General features: G+C 44.7%; 13 protein-coding genes and 1 pseudogene. 6 read left to right on the forward strand and 8 right to left on the reverse strand.

Going from position 1 to position 17,823, the window contains the following annotated elements; translation table 11 throughout:
- The first annotated feature begins 116 nt into the window (after nucleotides 1-116).
- The 5 genes from FC83_RS05730 (at nucleotide 117) to FC83_RS05750 (ending at nucleotide 7,100) form a co-directional block, all read left to right on the forward strand.
- Nucleotides 117-1,718 carry a glycoside hydrolase family 43 protein gene (locus FC83_RS05730; RefSeq protein ID WP_057002507.1) on the forward strand — a complete coding sequence of 534 codons (1,602 nt, stop codon included), beginning with the start codon at nucleotides 117-119 and terminating at the stop codon, nucleotides 1,716-1,718.
- A 21-nt stretch (nucleotides 1,719-1,739) separates the two neighbouring features.
- Complete coding sequence (locus tag FC83_RS05735) at nucleotides 1,740-2,570, forward strand: hypothetical protein (protein ID WP_035451152.1); 831 nt, start codon at nucleotides 1,740-1,742, stop codon at nucleotides 2,568-2,570.
- Between the two features lie 13 nt (nucleotides 2,571-2,583).
- Complete coding sequence (locus tag FC83_RS05740) at nucleotides 2,584-3,747, forward strand: glycoside hydrolase family 28 protein (RefSeq protein WP_201782540.1); 1,164 nt, start codon at nucleotides 2,584-2,586, stop codon at nucleotides 3,745-3,747.
- 90 nt (nucleotides 3,748-3,837) lie between these two features.
- Nucleotides 3,838-4,560 carry a GntR family transcriptional regulator gene (locus FC83_RS05745; RefSeq protein WP_035451165.1) on the forward strand — a complete coding sequence of 241 codons (723 nt, stop codon included), beginning with the start codon at nucleotides 3,838-3,840 and terminating at the stop codon, nucleotides 4,558-4,560.
- A 155-nt stretch (nucleotides 4,561-4,715) separates the two neighbouring features.
- A complete protein-coding gene (locus FC83_RS05750) occupies nucleotides 4,716-7,100 on the forward strand; it encodes a phosphoketolase family protein (RefSeq protein ID WP_057002509.1) in 2,385 nt (794 codons plus the stop codon).
- A 237-nt stretch (nucleotides 7,101-7,337) separates the two neighbouring features.
- Here FC83_RS05750 and sdaAB read toward each other — a convergent pair.
- The 6 genes and pseudogenes from sdaAB to FC83_RS05775 all read right to left on the reverse strand — a co-directional run.
- Nucleotides 7,338-7,784, reverse strand: a pseudogene (gene sdaAB / locus FC83_RS05755) (L-serine ammonia-lyase, iron-sulfur-dependent subunit beta); the annotation flags it as partial.
- Nucleotides 7,785-7,806: 22 nt separating this feature from the next.
- Nucleotides 7,807-8,277, reverse strand: coding sequence for a zinc-binding metallopeptidase family protein (locus tag FC83_RS17370; RefSeq protein ID WP_235184199.1), 471 nt, complete (start codon nucleotides 8,275-8,277; stop codon nucleotides 7,807-7,809).
- A gap of 28 nt (nucleotides 8,278-8,305) precedes the next feature.
- Nucleotides 8,306-9,238 (reverse strand): amidohydrolase, encoded by a 933-nt coding sequence (locus tag FC83_RS05760; protein WP_236700811.1) that lies wholly within the window; start codon nucleotides 9,236-9,238, stop codon nucleotides 8,306-8,308.
- Nucleotides 9,238-10,446 carry an MFS transporter gene (locus tag FC83_RS05765; protein WP_035451167.1) on the reverse strand — a complete coding sequence of 403 codons (1,209 nt, stop codon included), beginning with the start codon at nucleotides 10,444-10,446 and terminating at the stop codon, nucleotides 9,238-9,240. The genes FC83_RS05760 and FC83_RS05765 overlap by 1 nt, the downstream gene beginning before the upstream one ends.
- Before the next feature lie 273 nt (nucleotides 10,447-10,719).
- Nucleotides 10,720-13,074 carry a helix-turn-helix domain-containing protein gene (locus FC83_RS05770; protein ID WP_035451168.1) on the reverse strand — a complete coding sequence of 785 codons (2,355 nt, stop codon included), beginning with the start codon at nucleotides 13,072-13,074 and terminating at the stop codon, nucleotides 10,720-10,722.
- 213 nt (nucleotides 13,075-13,287) lie between these two features.
- Complete coding sequence (locus FC83_RS05775) at nucleotides 13,288-14,094, reverse strand: helix-turn-helix transcriptional regulator (RefSeq protein ID WP_057002510.1); 807 nt, start codon at nucleotides 14,092-14,094, stop codon at nucleotides 13,288-13,290.
- A 119-nt stretch (nucleotides 14,095-14,213) separates the two neighbouring features.
- On the opposite strand from FC83_RS05775, the gene gap reads away from it, so the two are divergent.
- The gene (gene gap, locus FC83_RS05780; protein ID WP_057002511.1) at nucleotides 14,214-15,239 is read left to right on the forward strand and encodes a type I glyceraldehyde-3-phosphate dehydrogenase; all 1,026 of its coding nucleotides are present in this window, start codon (nucleotides 14,214-14,216) and stop codon (nucleotides 15,237-15,239) included.
- Between the two features lie 110 nt (nucleotides 15,240-15,349).
- On the opposite strand, the gene FC83_RS05785 is transcribed toward gap, so the two are convergent.
- On the reverse strand, nucleotides 15,350-17,284 hold the full coding sequence (locus FC83_RS05785) for a beta-L-arabinofuranosidase domain-containing protein (RefSeq protein WP_052004474.1): 1,935 nt from the start codon (nucleotides 17,282-17,284) through the stop codon (nucleotides 15,350-15,352).
- A gap of 33 nt (nucleotides 17,285-17,317) precedes the next feature.
- Complete coding sequence (locus tag FC83_RS05790) at nucleotides 17,318-17,725, reverse strand: PTS sugar transporter subunit IIA (protein ID WP_057002512.1); 408 nt, start codon at nucleotides 17,723-17,725, stop codon at nucleotides 17,318-17,320.
- Nucleotides 17,726-17,823: the final 98 nt, after the last annotated feature.

A 17,823-nucleotide genomic window follows, 5' to 3' on the forward strand; every position in this document is an offset into this window, starting at 1 on the left:
TGGGCAATGTACGTAACGAATCGTATTTCATAAAAATTAATCAAAAAATGCAGAACTATCACTGGTGGCCAAGTAGGTTGACGGTGATAGTTTTTGCGATTTTAGGAGCGATAAGTATGACAAAAATTAAAAATCCAATTATTCCGGGCTTTAGTCCCGACGCCAGTGTCTTACAAGTGGGCCAAGATTATTACCTGACCACCTCCACCTTTGAATGGTGGCCTGGGGTGGAGATTTATCATTCTCAAGATTTGGTGAACTGGACGGTCGTGGCCAATCCCTTGACCCGCTTGAGTCAAGTTGATCTGCGGGGGAATTATAATTCCGGCAGCATTTGGGCACCTCACTTGAGCTATGCCCAGGGGAAGTTCTGGCTGATTTATACCGATGTGAAGACGCGGGGCGCTTATAAAGATACGCTAAATTACCTGATTTCTGCGGATAACATCGAAGGCCCATGGAGTGAACCCAGCTTTATCAGCGCCAGCGGCTTTGACCCTTGTGTTTTCCACGATGAGGATGGCAAGAGTTATGTGATCAACATGTTGTACGACCAGCGTTTGGATAAGCCGGGCTTTGCTGGCTTGGTGATTCAAGAGCTAGATTTGACGAAACGGCAATTGGTGGGGGAGCGCCAGCACTTTTTCACCGGCACGGACTTGGGTGTGTGTGAAGGTCCGCAAATGCTGAAAAAAGATGGCTGGTATTACCTGCTATGCGCCGCCGGGGGCACCGGTTACAGTCACGCCGCCACCGTCTGCCGTAGCCGTAATGTCTACGGCCCTTATGAGGTTTCCCCGTATCAGCCCCTGTTGACCACTAAAACTGATCCAGACAATCCCCTACAAAAATCCGGCCACGCCAGTTTTGTGGAAGTTAACCCCGACGAATGGTACATCGTCCACATATCCGCCCGACCTTTGCGGGAAAAGGGTGTCCAACGGGGGAACTGTCCCCTGGGTCGGGAGACCTCCTTACAGCCCTTAGACTGGATCGAGGATTGGCCCCGCTTAGCTAATGGCACCACGTCACCGGATTTATGGGTGACTGCCCCAAGTATTGGAGAAAATGTCACCCAACGCCAGGATTATTCAGAAAATGTGGATTTTGGGACTATTTCAAAGCTGCCAATAGCCTTCAAATCACTGCGGGCACCTTTAGGGACCCGGGCGTCCTTAACCGCCCGTCCCGGTTACTTGCGCCTATTTGGCACCCAGAGTATCACCAGTGTGCATGAACAAACCCTGGTGGCCCGGCGTTGGCAGGCCTTTGATTTTCGGGTGGAAACAGAACTGTCCTTTGAGCCCAAGAGTTTCCAACAATTGGCCGGGCTCGTGTTATTTTATGACACTGATAACTATCAATATTTACAGTGCTCCTATGATGAAGATACCCAGAAAGCCTACTTGCAGATCGAAGTGGCTGAGTTAGGGGAGCATCATTATGCTTCAGAGCACCACGTACTTTCAGAAAACACCGTAAAATTAGCGGTTACTGTCCACAAAACCGCCAGTCAGTTTTACATTTTTGCAGGCGGCCAATGGGTCACGTTCGGCCCAGTTCTACCAGCGGACCACATCTCTGATGACTATATCAAAGACCATGGCAAACTAGCCTTCACCGGGGCCATGGTGGGGATCTGTGCCCAGGATTTAGACCAACATAGCAGCCATGCCGACTTTAAATATTTCAACTATCAAGAAACTCATGCTGAATAAGCTTAAAGGAGACGATTAACCATGAAAATTACCATTGAATTATTAGATGCCCAGGGTCAAGTAAAATCCGGGGCGATTTCTTCAGACCAAGACCCCATTGATTACCGCCAAAGCGGCGAGAACTTAGTGGCCTTTGGTACCAAGGCCATGACTTGGGAAGCCGGGGACCAAATCAAAGTGACCACCGAAAAACCTCAGCAATACCTGTGGGTGCAATTAGACGAGACCCTGGCCCCCAGTTTGGTATACCTCGCCGGTACCCAGTGGACTTATCAAATGCCCTTTGCCGAGAAGCTGATCCCCAGTCAATTGGACACCAGTTTTCACTCAACCCGCCATTACCTGGCGGTACGCTTGGCCCAACCCTTTGAAGTCAACCGCTATCAAAATCTAGCCTTAAACACCCACGATCAGTATCACGAGACCGGCCTGTATCCCCATGCCAAAGCCAATGTGGAAACCCGGGGGGAATCGGTATTCTTCGCCAAAAATGCCATTGATGGTAAACTGGCCAATCTGGCCCATGGGTCTTATCCCTTCCAATCCTGGGGCATCAACCAGCAGGCGGACGCGGCCTTGACGGTGGAATTTGGGCGCACCGTGGCAGTGGATCGGGTGGACCTGTTATTCCGGGGGGATTATCCCCACGACAGCTATTGGACCCAGGTCACGTTAGCCTTTTCCGATGGCAGTACCCTGAAGTTAGACACGGCGAAGGATTTGAATTTACAAACTTTCAAGTTCGCTAGCCGCCAAGTCCAATGGGTACAATTAAAAGATTTACAAAAAGCTGGGGATGACTCCCCATTTCCAGCCCTGACTCAAATTGAAGTCTATGGCTACAACCTTTAAGAAAGCAGGTTTTATGATGCCAACCTATCCAGTTACCGATTATGGGGTCAAACCCAACTACCAAACCAGCCAAACCGCGGCCATTCAAGCGGTGATCGACCAGTGCCATGCAGCGGGCGGCGGCCAAATCACCTTTCCCAAAGGCTACTACCACACCGGAGGCCTGCGTTTATACAGCGACATGACCCTATATTTACAAAGCGGGGCTTGGATCGTGGGCAGTACGGATTTAGCCGACTACCAAGATTTTCATATCCCCAGTTCTATTCAATACCTACAAGATCCCGAATACATCCAAGCCTGGCACTTGCCACCCTATTATTTCTACGCCTTGATTCAAGCTTTTCATGAAAAAAATATTACGATTGTGGGGGAAAACAACTCTGGCTTTGACGGCCGGGATTTGTGGGATACCCGAGGTGAAGAGGGCTTCCGGGGCCCCATGGGTGTTATTTTATCTGGCTGTCAAAAGGTGACCTTAAAGGGTTACCAGTTCAAAAATAGTGCCAACTGGTCCCACTGTTTAGACGCCTGCCAGGATTTGACCGTTCAACATGTTTCTATTTACGCTGGCCATGATGGCTTTAATTTGCATCACTCCCAAAATATCCTGATTGAAGACTGTCTGTTAGAAACCGGCGACGATGCCTTTGCCGGCTATGATGTCAGCGACCTGGTAGCCCGCAATTGTGAGGTGCGTACGGCTTGTAACGGGGCCCGCATTGGCGGCCACAACTTGGTCTTTGACGGGGTCAATTTCAAAGGCCCCGGCACCTATCCCCATATTTCCGAAGGCACTTATTACACCCATGCCATTTTGAAATATTACGCCGTGATTCCAGAACAGTACCGCTACGACACCGGGGCCATCACCTTTAAAAATTGTCAGGTGGACCAAGCCTATCGTCTGGTGATCTACGACTATGGCGACCACGCCCTAATGCATGAAGCCCAACCGTTAACGAATCTGACCTTTGAAAATATGACCATCAATGGCCTGAGCCACACCTCTACCGTCTACGGCCGTCAACACCCCCTGACCCTAACCTTCAAAGACTGTCAAATTACCAACGTCAGTACGCCGTTCTTGCAGTATGATGACGCCGTGAATTTGCAGATCGACGAAAAATTAACCGCTACCGCCGCTGCCCTTTTTCAGAAAACAAAGCCGGCCTAAAAAACTTGGCTTGAAAAAGCCCTCTTAGCTGACCAGCCCGCCTCAATAGTGATATGCTATACTCAAATCCAAGAGAGCGAGGAGGTCATCGTGGCAGATTTAGTTTATCAAAGGGTAATTAGCGCGTTACAGCAACAAATCAATCAAGGTAAATTCGCAGACTTAAAATTACCAAACGAGCGTGTGCTGGCTGAAGAATTTAACGTCAGCCGCAGCAGTGTCAAAAAGGCACTGAACAGTTTGATCCAACGGGGGATGATTTTTCAAAAACAGGGGGCTGGGACTTTTATCAACCCGCTTTATTTGAAAAATCGCCCCATGTACAACATTTCCGGGGATAACGTTGGGGTCACGGATATGTATCAAAAAGACGGCCAACATCCAGACATTCAAGTGCTGGGGTTTAAAGTCTTGCCCGCTAAGCCAGAAATTCAAGAAGCTTTATTTCTGGAGCCTGGGGAATTTGTTTACGAAATCCAGCGACTGCGGGCCTTTGACGACCAGCCATTTATGATTGAAGATGGCTTTGTTCCCGTCAAATTAGTCCCCGACCTCACGGAGAAAATGATTGCCGGCTCCTTGTATAATTATTTGCAAGAATCCCGCAATATTTTTGTGACCCGGTCATTTTTGACCATCTCCGCAGACGTGTCCAACAAGCAAGACCAAAAATTGTTGAAATTAAAACCAGTTGAACCCGTTGGTGTGATGGAAGGTATCTTCTTTACCGATCGGGGCACACCCATCGAATTTTCCCACATGCGCTTGCACTATAAATTCATGCGTTACAACACGTTTACCGCTTTAAATTAAAATTGGTACGTTCCTTTTTTAAAATTGGTTGACATTTTGGATTTATTCGATTATGATGTGGGGGAAGTTGATATTAAAAGTGTGCGCCGATAAATTTGTTCGATTTTGGCCATACGATTTCTTTACCGTTAGACAATTTAGGAGGGTGTATTTGCATGGTAGATACAAAAGCACAAACAGATTATTCTTCCAAAGAGTACTTTGACTTATTAGACAAATATTGGCGCGCTGCCAACTACATTTCTGTTGGTCAATTATACTTAAAAGATAATCCGTTATTGAAACGGCCCCTAAAGGCCACTGATCTCAAGGTTCATCCAATTGGACACTGGGGTACAATTTCTGGTCAAAACTTTATTTATGCCCATTTAGATCGTGTTATCAATAAATACAACTTAAATATGTTCTACATCGAAGGTCCCGGTCATGGTGGCCAAGTCATGGTTTCAAACGCCTACTTGGACGGCAGCTACACTGAGATTTATCCACGTATTACTGAAGATACAACCGGCTTACAACGCCTATTCAAACAATTCTCATTCCCTGGTGGGGTAGCCAGCCATGCGGCAGCTGAAACACCAGGTTCTATCCATGAAGGTGGGGAATTAGGTTACTCCATTTCCCATGGTGTGGGTGCGATTTTTGATAACCCTGATGTTATCGCGGCTACGGTTGTTGGTGATGGTGAAGCTGAAACTGGTCCTTTGGCTGGTTCTTGGTTCTCTAACGTCTTCATCAACCCAGTAAATGATGGGGCAATTTTGCCAATCTTGAACTTAAATGGTTTCAAGATTGCTAACCCGACTATCTTGGCACGTAAATCAGACGAAGAATTACAAAAATACTTTGAAGGCTTAGGTTGGGAACCAATCTTTGTTGAAGGCGACGATCCTCAAAAACTTCATCCAGAACTTGCTAAAGCGATGGATCAAGCCGTTGAAGGCATCAAAGCTATTCAAGACAAGGCCCGTAAAGCACCAGCCGACGAAGCAACTCGCCCAGTATGGCCAATGATCATCTTCCGTGCCCCTAAAGGCTGGACTGGTCCTAAGACTTGGAACGGCGAACCTATCGAAGATTCTTATCGTGCCCATCAGATTCCAATTCCTGTTGACCAATTAGACACACAACATGCTGATGCCTTGGTTGACTGGTTGAAATCTTACAAGCCAGAAGAATTATTTGATGATAATGGCACATTATTACCTGAAATCAAAGCCATTGCCCCAACTGGGGACCAACGGATGGCTAAAAACCCAATCACAAACGGTGGGATCGATCCTAAACCTTTGAACTTACCAGATTGGCGTGACTATGCTTTAGATAACACTAAACATGGTGATAACGAAGCCCAAGACATGGTTGAATTAGGTAAATTCTATCGGGATGTTATCCGTAACAACCCTAAGAACTTCCGTATCTTTGGCCCAGATGAAACAGCTTCAAACCGTCTACAAGACGTCTTTGAAACAACTGGCCGTCAATGGATGGAACCAATTCGCCCTGGCAATGACTCTGACATGACCCCTGCTGGTCGGGTAATTGATTCCCAATTATCTGAACATCAAGACGAAGGTTGGCTTGAAGGTTATACTTTAACTGGCCGTCATGGTGTCTTTGCCAGTTACGAAGCCTTCTTACGGGTCGTTGACTCTATGTTGACCCAACACTTCAAGTGGATCCGTAAAGCTGACGAATTACCTTGGCGTAACAAGTATCCTTCATTGAACGTCATCTCTGCTTCTACTTCTTTCCAACAAGACCATAACGGTTATACCCACCAAGATCCTGGTGTATTGACTCACTTGTCTGAAAAGAAACCGAAGTACATCCGTGAATACTTGCCTGCTGATACCAACACTTTGTTGGCTGTTATGCATAAAGCATTAGGGATGCAACAAACCTTGAACTTAACAGTTGCTTCTAAGCATCCAAGACCACAATTCTACACGGTCCAAGAAGCAGAACAATTAGTTGACCAAGGCTTGAAAGTTATCGACTGGGCTAGCACCACTAAAGCCGGCGAAGAACCTGATGTTGTTATCGCAGCAGCTGGGACTGAACCTAACTTGGAAGCCTTAGCTTCAATTTCCATCTTGCACAAACAATTCCCTGATTTGAAGATTCGTTTCATCAACGTTGTTGACTTGTTGAAGTTACGTCATCCGTCTGAAGACCCTCGTGGTTTGAGTGATGAAGAATTTGACAACTACTTTACAGCTGACAAACCAGTCATCTTTGCTTTCCACGGCTACGAAGACTTGATCCAAAGCATCTTCTTCAAACGCCATAACCATAACTTATATGTTCATGGTTACCGTGAAGATGGGGATATCACTACACCATTTGATATCCGGGTTATGAACGAATTGGATCGTTATCATTTAGCTAAAGATGCTGCAACTTCTGTTTACGGCACTAAGGCTGCTGAGTTCAACTCTGCCATGGATGATAAACTCCAAAAACACCACGACTACATTCGCGCTGAGGGTACTGACTTAGACGAAGTGAACGACTGGAAATGGGAACCACTGAACTAATTTAACCTGTGTTTCAAAGCGTGTTTTGCACAGACGCGCGTTTTTCCAAATAAAATAGATCAAAGCTTCAAGGGGTCCGTCCAACCCTTTGGGACAAGCGCCAAAACCATGTACTAAATTGAAGTCATACTTCAAAGTAATAACCTCAAATCAAATATTACAAAAAATCGCCATCATTTCAGAAGCGCAGCTGAAATGGTGGCGGTTTTTGTGCATAGACGAATTTTATTTAAAACTGGAACCGAAAGAAAGAGCGCGTTTAAAGCCATCGACTTCAGAAATTTGAATATTTCCACCGCCGATTGAAATGCCAGTAACCGTTAAGATACGCGGTCCCTTTGTGAGCCGTAACTGGACTGTATTGGGGTGCTCAGACTTTTCTTGTTTTAAAACGAATGAGATTTTAATACCAATTTCAGAAGCGATTTTCAAAGCTTCGCTTAGGTCTGGATCATCTGGTGCCATACCCAACAGACCTGCAACTAAAGCAACATCGGTGCCATGGCCCTGATATGTTTCTGCGAATGATTCATATAAGTAAATCACCACAGCGTCCGGTTGTGCGCCAAAAATTCGTCGGGCAACCTTCCCAATTCGCGCGGCTCCAGCTGTGTGAGAACTACTGGGACCAATCATAATAGGACCAATGATATCAAAAACACTTGAATAGTTTGATTGTGACATGAGATAATCTCTTTTTGAAGTCTTATTTCGGTGAAACTTCCGCCGGAATTGCTGATTTATAAACAGTCCCATTTAATGTCTTTTGATGTTCTGCTTTTGCTTGGGCGATTAATTCAGGCTCAGTTAATAAATCATATGCAGTTGCTGCAATAGTTTTACCAGCTGATAGTAAGCCTTCGTGAGCAATATTTGATTTACCATTGGCAACCCACTGCCAGCTATGAGGTGGTGTGCCTTGTGGTTCACAGCCAACCATAACTTGGGCCGTCGGACAAACCCAACTGACATCCCCGACATCTGTTGAACCAGATGTTTCTTCAGAGAAAATTAAGGGCTGGACTTGTTCAGCGATTGGTAAAGAAGCTAAGCGTTGAATTTCTTTGGCACCTGCTTCAGGTGCGAACTGTTGCGCACGATTTATTAAAGCTTCTTTGCTGGCAGGGGTTAAACTATCGTAATAGCGCTGGGCATATTCAAGATCGGCTTGATTCAAATTTAGTTTACCTTCAGTTAACAGATTTTCATACATTGCTGCTGTTAATACCTGATTTGGTAAGTAATTGTAACGCTGAATCAAAGTCAATTGTTAGTTCAGTTTCAGTCATCAATGCGGCACCTTGGGCGATTTTATTAATCCGCTGGTAGATAGCATCGACTTGTTCAATTTTTGGTGCACGGATGAAGTAATAGAGGCTGGAAGTTGGCTGGACGACGTTAGCAGATTCACCACCAGCGTCTATAAAGGCGTAATGAACACGGGCATCGTCAATGATGTGTTCTCGCAAGAACTGTACACCAATATTCATCAGTTCAGCGGCATCAAGGGCGCTACGACCATGCTCTGGCGCTGCAGCGGCATGAGCCGAAACACCTTTGAAATTATAATAAACTTGATAAACAGCTAAACTGCTGATCGACCAGGGACCACTAATATCCATAGGATGCCAGGCTAAGGCGACATCTAAGTTATCGAACAGGCCAGCTCTTGCCATATAGGCCTTGCCATAACCGCTTTCCTCTGCGGGACAGCCAAATAGCTTAATTGTCCCTTCAAGATGGTTTTCAGCCATATAGTCTTTAATACCCACTGCACCAGCTAGTGCACCAGTACCTAATAGATTATGGCCACAGCCTTGACCATTGCCACCAGGGGTTTCGGCCTGTTGCTCACCCAAATCGGCAACCTGGCTTAAACTACCTAGGGCATCGTATTCAGCTAAGATACCAATAACTGGCTTGCCAGAACCATAAGTAGCGACGAAAGCATAATCCATATCCGCTAGACCCTTTTCAATGTCGAAACCTTCTTCTGCTAGAATTTCATAAAAAGGTTCTACGGATTTTTTGGTTGCGAAACGGGTTTCAGGTGTCGCCCAGATGCGATCGGCAGCTGCTGTAAATTTATCGCGTTTTGCTTCGATAAGTTCTGAGATATGTTTTTTTGGATTGGTCATTATTTTTTACCCCCGTTTTTCAATGTTAAAACTGTCAAACCACAAAGAATACTGGCAAGCGCCATGAATCCGAATGGAATAGTGAAAGAACCACCGCCGAGATTAATTAACTGACCCAAAATCATAGGTGCTAGAAAGCCACCCAACATACCACCAGTGTTGATGATGCCAATTGCGGATCCAATGATAGTACTATCCATAATTTTATGAGGTAGCGTGAAGATTGCTGTAAAAGCGGAAACAGAAATCATACTTAACAGTACCAAAGCAGTCATTGCTAAAATTAAATTGGTGGATAGCACAAAGACAACTACGAAAATAGCTGATAGAATTGTTGCCCCAAGAATGAATCCTTTTTCTCTGCCTAAGAATAATTTTGATAACAAAATACCGGCAAACATTGTTGCAATTGTTTGGAAGATTGCATTTACGGCTAGTAAATAACCAACTTGGGTTATTGCCAAATCAAATTTTTGAGCTAAAACCGTTGGCAACCAGGAAATATTTCCATAAAGTAAAAAGTTTAATAAAAGCATTGCTGCAAACAAGATCAATACATTACGATTGGCAATGACTTTTTTAAAGGGGATAGCAACGGTTTGCTGTTTTTTAGCGAATTGGACATCTTTAGGGACAAAGATACCTACTAAAATCAAAGCAATCGCGAACAAACTACCCAGGACTAAGTAGCCCAAACGCCAGCTTTGACTGATTAAATTGGCGCCTAAAGTAAAGGCAAGAATACCGCCAATGCCAGAAGTTGATAGAATAACTGATTGAATAAATGTGCGCCGTTCTTTTGGGAAGTTACTGGAGATGGCTTTAGAGACACTTGGTGGATAACCGCCATGGCCAATGCCTGCAAAAAAGCGAATTACCATGAAAAGCATTAAGCCACTGACAGCGCCAAAGGCAAAAGAAAATAAGGAAATGATGGCTAAAGAGAGCATCAAGACTTTTTTCGCGCCGATTTTATCGGCCAGCCAACCACCTGGAATTTGCATTAACGAGTAACCTAAGAAGAAAAGCGACATAATCAGACCAGCTTGACCGGAATTCAAATTGAATTGTTGAGAAATGGGGATGATTGCTGTTGAAACCATGGACTTATCCATATAAACCATTGAGTAACCAGCCATTAAGGCGAAGACAATACCAGCACTACTTTTACTAGAAACTTTTGTGACTTCACGAACCTTGCCATCCATTTTGTACACCTCGTTTTATTTTTAAGTGATTATTAGGGTATAAGTTCATTCTAAAGAAAGCGCATACATAAAGCGTGGCGTATTTTGAGTAAAGCAGGCAATATTTTTGTGGAGTTTTACGAAGAAGTCGGTAATAAGCCAAAAGTGCCGTTAAGTTATTGCGCTGTGTTGAAGGTTAATGCAACTGATATTATTGTTGGACACTAAAAAAGAATTGGTTAAGCCTGATTTTGCAACAGGTTTAGCCAATTCATCTATGTGTCGAAGTTTAGATTAGCGTGATTTTTGCGGTAGTCGCTTAATTTGGATTAAACGACAGGCGTTAAAGCTAAGCAACTCTTTAAATTTAAGCTTTTTAGTAACCGTAATTTGCGAAATCTCAAATTTGGGAAGAATCGCCCTTTTAAGATAATCGATGACTTCTTGATCGATAGACTCCAAACCACTAGTCTGTAACATCTCGTTATAAATGCCTCCATGATCCTTATCTAAAGAATAAGTTTTGATTTGATAGGTTCCTGGATTTATTGGCAATAAATCAAGATTTATCAACTGTGATTGATACTGCATATAGGTTTCATCAATACTCATGGCCGGATTAAAGTAGGCCGGATTTAACAAAAGTAGGGTTAATATTTGGCCTTGTTGTGTGAGGCAGATAGTGTCATCTTGATATAAAAGCGGGCCCTTTAATTTGTCGAAAAGCTGTAGAGCGAAAAAAGCTGGGCGCTTTAATTGATAGCCGATATATAAGGTTAAACGATCTTGGCCATTGCTAGTGGGCTGAGGTTGGGTTAATAAATGTTCGTTATTCAACCAAAAGCCGACACCATCAATTTCTGTAGTTAAGTAAAGCAAGTCCTTTAGCATAATGGCAGAGCGAAAGAAAGTGCCACGTAAAGTCGTGCCATTGCCGGTCAAAGTGTTCCATTCACTGAGCAAAATTTTTTCTGAGCAATGGTATTTTGTTAATGTCTCTTTTAATGTGGTTAAATTGTATTTCTGGTAGTTTTCCAACAAATTTTGCTGGGTCTCATCCCAGAGATAATCGTGGCTTGGGTCACTACGATAGTCAATAAAATCAATCATTAAGTGACGTTTTGCTAAATCTGCCAATAAAGTATCCAGTTGATTAAGTTCAGGCGAATTGAATAAAGCACCAATATTTAAGCCGATTGTTGGGTGATGAATAACGGTGTTTAATTGCTGATAAAACATAGAAAAAATTTCTGTGACGTCTGGTGGAAAGGGGTCAATGTCAAATTCGAGATGCCAAGTATTTGAGATTTCCCCAAATTCATCAACCAATTGTTGCAGCACTTCAAGACGGGGCGTTAACCAAGTTTGAAAGGCCTCTTTGATAGAGACTCCATTGGTTAAGCTACTGATAAATTCAGGGTTTAATTTAAAATGAATGATTGGCGTTAAGTGCTGTTCAACCGTAAAGCGCAATAGACGGATCAACTGAAACTGACTTGGTAGAATGCCGAAGCTATCCGGTGCTAGTGAATTTTCAATTAAGACGTCGCTAAAACGTAGGTAATCGATGTTTAATTCCTGACAAGTTTCGCATAAAGCCTGACGACAATCATTGCGCAACCAGTTGCTGCAATGGCCAATGTTTAAGATTTTTGGCAAGACAGTGCGCGCAGTTGTCGCCTGATGTAGCGTAATTTGTTTTTGGAGTTGTTTGGGTTCTAAAAAATCCTCAGAGTCTTTTTGAATAATATAATTAGATAGTTCCAGCATGACTGCTTCGATATCTAAAAGCTCAAAACTGTCCATGGTTTGGCCAGCGGCCTTTGTCTGGTCAAGGGTGGGCAGGGTTTGTTTCAGCCGATATTCTCTAGGTGTTGTGCCATAGTGTTCTTTGAAAGCCTGGTGAAAAGCTTTGCTATTTGTAAAGCCGTTTTCCAGGGCTATTTTTAAAATAGAATGGTCAGAGATTTTTAAAGCAGTTGCGGCTTTTTTTAAACGATAAGTGGTTAAGTTTTTTTTGAAAGAAACGCCGACTTCTGCCTTAAATTTATGCGACAGGTAATGATAAGACAAGAACGTTTCATCAGCGATTTGCTGGAGGGTTAAAGGTTTGGTGTAATTCAGATGAATAATCGTTAATACCCGTTGAATCTTTTCACTAAAATCGTCCGGCACGTGAAATGAACCTTTTTGGAAATGGCTTTTCAGGAAATTTAAAAGACTGAAGAATTTCTCATAGACGCCAAAACTATTTTGACCTGAAACTTCATAGAAACTAGCGATACAAGCTAGTAATTTTTCACGTAATTGATTAAATTCGTTTTTGCGATAGGTAAATTGATTAGCTGCCATTGAATTGCAATCAAAAATTGGTGTCCATTGCATATCCAACTGATTTTCAATTTCCTCGCGATGGATTTCAATAAGAAAAAGGACAGCGTCCGGACTTGTCGCCTGCGCTTGGGCGATTTCAAATGCATTTAAAACTAGCACATCTTCAGCTGACATCTGATAAGTTGCTTTTTTTGTATGGAGCTGCCAACTGCCACGCATACCAAATAAGATTCTTAGGTTACTGTCGACACTTGAAGTCCATTGTTGTCCAACAATGCCATTGATAATGAAGGGGAAGTTTTCAGTTAGTGCCATGCTTTGACTCCTTAAGTTGAATAGCGGGTTGTAGATTGGGGATGAATGTCTGTCAGGAATATAGGGACGTACGGCAACGAAGCTATATTCATTATATATGTATTCGCTTTCACAATAAACAATATAAAAACCGTAAACAGAGTAATTTCGTTTACGATTGTTTTTAAGCCTAATAAGCTATGGCTCGTTATTGATGGCAGATGCTGTTCAATATTAATTAGGGGTAGACGCCAAATTTTGCAACAGGGCCAAACTAGCCTCATCCCCAGGCAACTGAATGACCACATAAAGATCCTGCCCAGGGACTTGTAGAGTATGCTCCAGCAAATAGAGCTCTTCTTGATGGGGCAGGGACAACAGCAGGGGCTGGGCTTGGAAATTAGCCACGGTCAACTGCTGCCAAGTTTGTTGAAAGGTGGCGTCTTGTTCAATAGCTTCAAAAACTTGAAAGCGTGCCGGCGAGTCCGCATCCCGGCTATATTGTTGGCGAAATAAGGCGGTCATGTAGGCGGCATAGGTAGGCCAATCCGTCAGCCGGTCTTTTAAAATAGCGCTATGAAATACCCGCCAAACCAAGTTGCGCTGCAGCGGGGGTTGGCTCAAGAAATCACCATATAACTGCTTATAAGTGGTATTTGCCTGCAGGACAGTCAGGGTTTGGTCCATGATAAAGGCCGGGGCGGGTAATTGCTGGTCCAGTAACTGGGCCAATTCAAGATTACCTGGATCAGGGACTTTTATCGGGGGAATTTGGTTAGCTAAGTTAAAGACGTAGGTCTGCTCGGCTGCATTCAAAGCCAGGGCCTGACAGAGGCTTTGCAACACTTCTGGAGAGGCATTGACCCCTGTTCTGCCCTGTTCGATGCGGGTGTACCAATCAGTGCTCACATGGGCCAAGGTGGCCACTTCGTCTCTGGTCAACCCCGGCGTGCGGCGTTTGATGGTGGGGACTTTAAATTTGATACGGTCGGCATGGGTGCGTTTATATCTGAAAAAGTGCCCCATTACTTGTTCATTCATCTGATCACCTCAAAGTAGGATGACTTATCCTAGGATAACTGCGGTCTGTTTGCCCCCGGCAACACGAGGCATACTAAGACTGTATTCCAATACTAAGCATACTACGAGGAGATAATGATATGACAGTAAAAATTGGTATTAATGGTTTTGGTAGAATTGGCCGCTTAGCTTTCCGGCGTATTTTAAAAATCGGCCCGGCTTCAGGCATTGAGGTCGTGGCCATTAATGATTTGACGGCCCCCGCCATGTTGGCCCAGCTGTTGAAATATGATTCCACCCACGGGACCTTCAAGGAAAAAGTAGCAGCAACGGCAGATAGCATCCTGGTAGCTGGCAAAAATTACCCGGTTTATGCCAACCCCAATGCCGCTGACTTGCCCTGGGTCCAAAAAGATGGCGTCGACTTTGTCCTGGAATGCACTGGCTTTTACACCAGTCAAACCAAAGCCCAGGCCCATTTAAGCGCTGGGGTCAAGCGGGTCTTGATTTCAGCCCCAGCTGGTTCCGACGTGCCGACGGTCGTTTACAACGTGAATGATGGTATCCTGACAGCTACTGATCAAATTGTCTCGGCGGGGTCTTGTACCACCAATTGCCTAGCCCCCATGGCCCAGGCTTTGGACCAGGAATTCGGCATTGAAGTAGGCACCATGACCACCGTCCATGCCTATACGTCCACTCAGATGTTACTGGATGGCCCGGTGCGCGGGGGGAACTTGCGGGCAGCTCGCTCAGCCGCGGTGAACACCATCCCCCATTCTTCTGGGGCGGCTAAGGCCATTGGACTGGTTTTGCCCAAACTTAATGGCAAACTGCAAGGCCATGCCCAACGGGTCCCAGTGACAGATGGTTCGTTAACAGAGCTGGTCACACTTTTGCGGACCAAAGGCTTAACCGCTGAACAGGTCAACGCCCATATCAAACCTTATACTCAGGGAAATGACAGTTTTAGTTGGACGGCTGATCAAATCGTCTCCAGCGATATTATCAATACCACCTTTGGTTCGGTATTTGATCCCAGTCAAACCGAAGTGGTGACTGCCGGGGATGTTCAGTTGGTCAAAACCGTGGCCTGGTATGACAACGAATATGGCTTTACTTGTCAGATGGTGCGGACGTTGCTTAAAATGGCTCAACTTGGGTAGCCAAATTTGAATTGGATTCAGAATAGGTAACGTTAATTTCAATCAGCATGCTATAAAATCGCCACCATTTCAAAAAAACTTTGGAATGGTGGCGATTTTTGAAGGCTTTATTACTCAGCTTGTTGCCACTGGAAGTAAATGCCATAGCGCTGGTTAAATATTTGATAATAGGGGACAAATTCAATAGGTTCATTAACATTCGGTAAGGTCACGCTGATTAAGTAGGGGGTCTTGTGGTTTAACTGATAATTTAAAGGTAATGCCTTTAACCACTGGGACCAGGTGACTGGACTAGTCAGAAAATAGCTAGCCTTGGGATTGCGCGTTGCAGCTCGGACTAAGGTGCCGCAAGGGCGATCAGCAGTCAGGTCCCGGTCCCCTAAAAGGCCGGCTAAGACATACGGCCCATATTTTAGCGCCACATAGTGGGGGTTATCCGGGGCGGTCGTGAGGGTTAAGGTCATTTTAAAGTGAAGGGTGAAGGTATCGCCCGGGACAACTTGGGTCATGGTGATAAAGCCGGCAGTTTCAGTCAAATTTTGGGGGATCTGATTGCGTCGAAGCTCAGTATCTTGTGAACACCAATCTGGAATTCTAAATTTGAGTTGCATGGGCTTAACGGCTTCATTGGGGATTAATTGGTGGATTTTAACGGCGATAGCACCTGTCTGGCGATCCACTGCCATATTCAAGCGTAAGTTTTGAGCAGGTAGGATCAACTGATTGGCAAAATACTGGGTCACATACAACGTGTTATTTTCTAGGAAATAATAGCTATCGGCCAGCTTGGTAAAGCTTTCGCAACCAGTTCCTGTACAGCACCAAAAATCATTATAATGTCGATTAAAGACCTTATAATAGCCGGCTGCCATGGGTTGAAAGTAGGTCAGCATCCCCGTTTTAGGATTTTGCGACCCTAAAATCGCGTTGGTATAAGTCTGCTCATAATAGTCCAAGTACTGCTTCGCACCGGTCACCTTAAATAAAGCGCGACTCAATTTCAACATATTATAAGTATTACAGGTTTCGCAAGTGGTTGCCCCATCGGCCAAGACAGCATCATGATAGAGGTCATCAGCACTGTGGAAATGCTCGTTTTGGCTATTGCCCCCGGTGACATAAGTATGGTGGTTAACCACCATGTCCCAAAAATGTTGCGCGGCTTTTAAATACCGGGGCAGTTGTTGACGAGCTTTGGCATCTAGATAGAAATTGGTCAGCTTAGGGTCGCTAAAGCATTCATATCTGCTCAGGGCGCCAATCACTTTAGGAATCATGGTGTTGGCGTGTTGATTGGTTAAGATATCTTTGCCAGCAGCTAAGGCATTGAATAAATCCATATCATCAAAATAGGTGGCCGCTGCCAAATGGCGCCTGTCTTTGGTAATGGTAAACAGATGGTACAGGGCGGCGTTCATCCCACCGTATTCAGTTTTTAGCACCTTTTGGCGATCATCGAATTGACTAACCCGGTGATAAATATAGGTTCCAAATTGATCAGCCATGTGTAAAGCTGTATTAGCCAGGCCCAGGTTATATTGTTGCAGGTGTTCATAGGTGTCGATCAATCCTGCTAAGATTTTATGCAAGATATACCAGGGAACTAGGACGTTTTCCTTTGCGGTGCTAGGCAACGTTGACCCGTTGATTTGAGCCAGGGCAATTTCGTTAAAAGCCGATAGATACCCGGCACTTTGGGGGTTAGCTGTGGTATAGACCTGTTGGACCCGGTTTAAACCGGTAATACATAATTCGAGTTTAGCTAAGAGCTTGCTTCTAGTCACGTCATCTTTGGCAATATCCAACCCCTGGGCCAGGGCAGACAAGTAGTGGCCCAGGAAGTGGCCGCGAAAATTAGGCCCCCGCAAGCGTTCCCAGCCCCCATAAGGTTTTGAAGCCGTTGTGGGTAAGCCAGCGACCTTTTGAAAACCATACAGGAAGCGGTCTGGTGCTAAGCTGAGTAGATAGTTGATGGTGTTGTTTTGCCCCCGTAGGAGTTCTGGATCAGTGAGCTGAATATTGTTTAAAGGGATATTGGTTAGCAATTTGAATGACGCCTCCTGTCATGAATTGAGGGCTTAGAAAAAACCATCCCCGTCATTATTAGCGACTTTTTTTAATATCACGTGTTGTAAATTAGTTTTGGCCTGGTCTAAGACATGTTCAATCTCTTTATCGCTTTGGGGCGGCGTTAAGACCACTTGCAGGGCCAGGGCCAAATTCATCCCCCCTAGCAAGGTCACATTGGGCAAATCTAACAGTGCCATGGCGGCATTACACATGCTGCCGCCTACCAGATCTGCTAAAATTAAGACCTGTTGCTCGGGCTGGATCGTTTGGCGAATCTGTTGAATAATGTCATCTGGTTTTTCCCCGGGCATGAGGCCATGGGCTTCCAGTTGTTTTTGTGGACCAGCAATCATTTCAACGGCTGCCTTTAATCCGGCGGCTAATTGATTGTGGGAAATAAAGATAATTCTTGTCATGAATGACGTCTCCTAACTGTTATGGGTTTCCATCCTCTATCAAGCAAGTAACGTGCCAGACTTCCTGTTCAATCTTAAAAAACAAAAACGGTTCTACC

This window comes from Agrilactobacillus composti DSM 18527 = JCM 14202, assembly GCF_001436375.1.
Classification (GTDB): domain Bacteria; phylum Bacillota; class Bacilli; order Lactobacillales; family Lactobacillaceae; genus Agrilactobacillus; species Agrilactobacillus composti.

Bases quoted from the DNA above. Each gene is read 5' to 3' on its own strand.
- FC83_RS05790 (WP_057002512.1), bottom strand. From the start codon at position 17,725: ATGACAAGAATTATCTTTATTTCCCACAATCAATTAGCCGCCGGATTA.
- FC83_RS05740 (WP_201782540.1), top strand. From the start codon at position 2,584: ATGATGCCAACCTATCCAGTTACCGATTATGGGGTCAAACCCAACTAC.
- FC83_RS05770 (WP_035451168.1), bottom strand. From the start codon at position 13,074: ATGGCACTAACTGAAAACTTCCCCTTCATTATCAATGGCATTGTTGGA.
- FC83_RS05750 (WP_057002509.1), top strand. From the start codon at position 4,716: ATGGTAGATACAAAAGCACAAACAGATTATTCTTCCAAAGAGTACTTT.
- FC83_RS05760 (WP_236700811.1), bottom strand. From the start codon at position 9,238: ATGACCAATCCAAAAAAACATATCTCAGAACTTATCGAAGCAAAACGC.
- FC83_RS05775 (WP_057002510.1), bottom strand. From the start codon at position 14,094: ATGAATGAACAAGTAATGGGGCACTTTTTCAGATATAAACGCACCCAT.
- gap (WP_057002511.1), top strand. From the start codon at position 14,214: ATGACAGTAAAAATTGGTATTAATGGTTTTGGTAGAATTGGCCGCTTA.
- FC83_RS05765 (WP_035451167.1), bottom strand. From the start codon at position 10,446: ATGGATGGCAAGGTTCGTGAAGTCACAAAAGTTTCTAGTAAAAGTAGT.
- FC83_RS05735 (WP_035451152.1), top strand. From the start codon at position 1,740: ATGAAAATTACCATTGAATTATTAGATGCCCAGGGTCAAGTAAAATCC.
- FC83_RS05730 (WP_057002507.1), top strand. From the start codon at position 117: ATGACAAAAATTAAAAATCCAATTATTCCGGGCTTTAGTCCCGACGCC.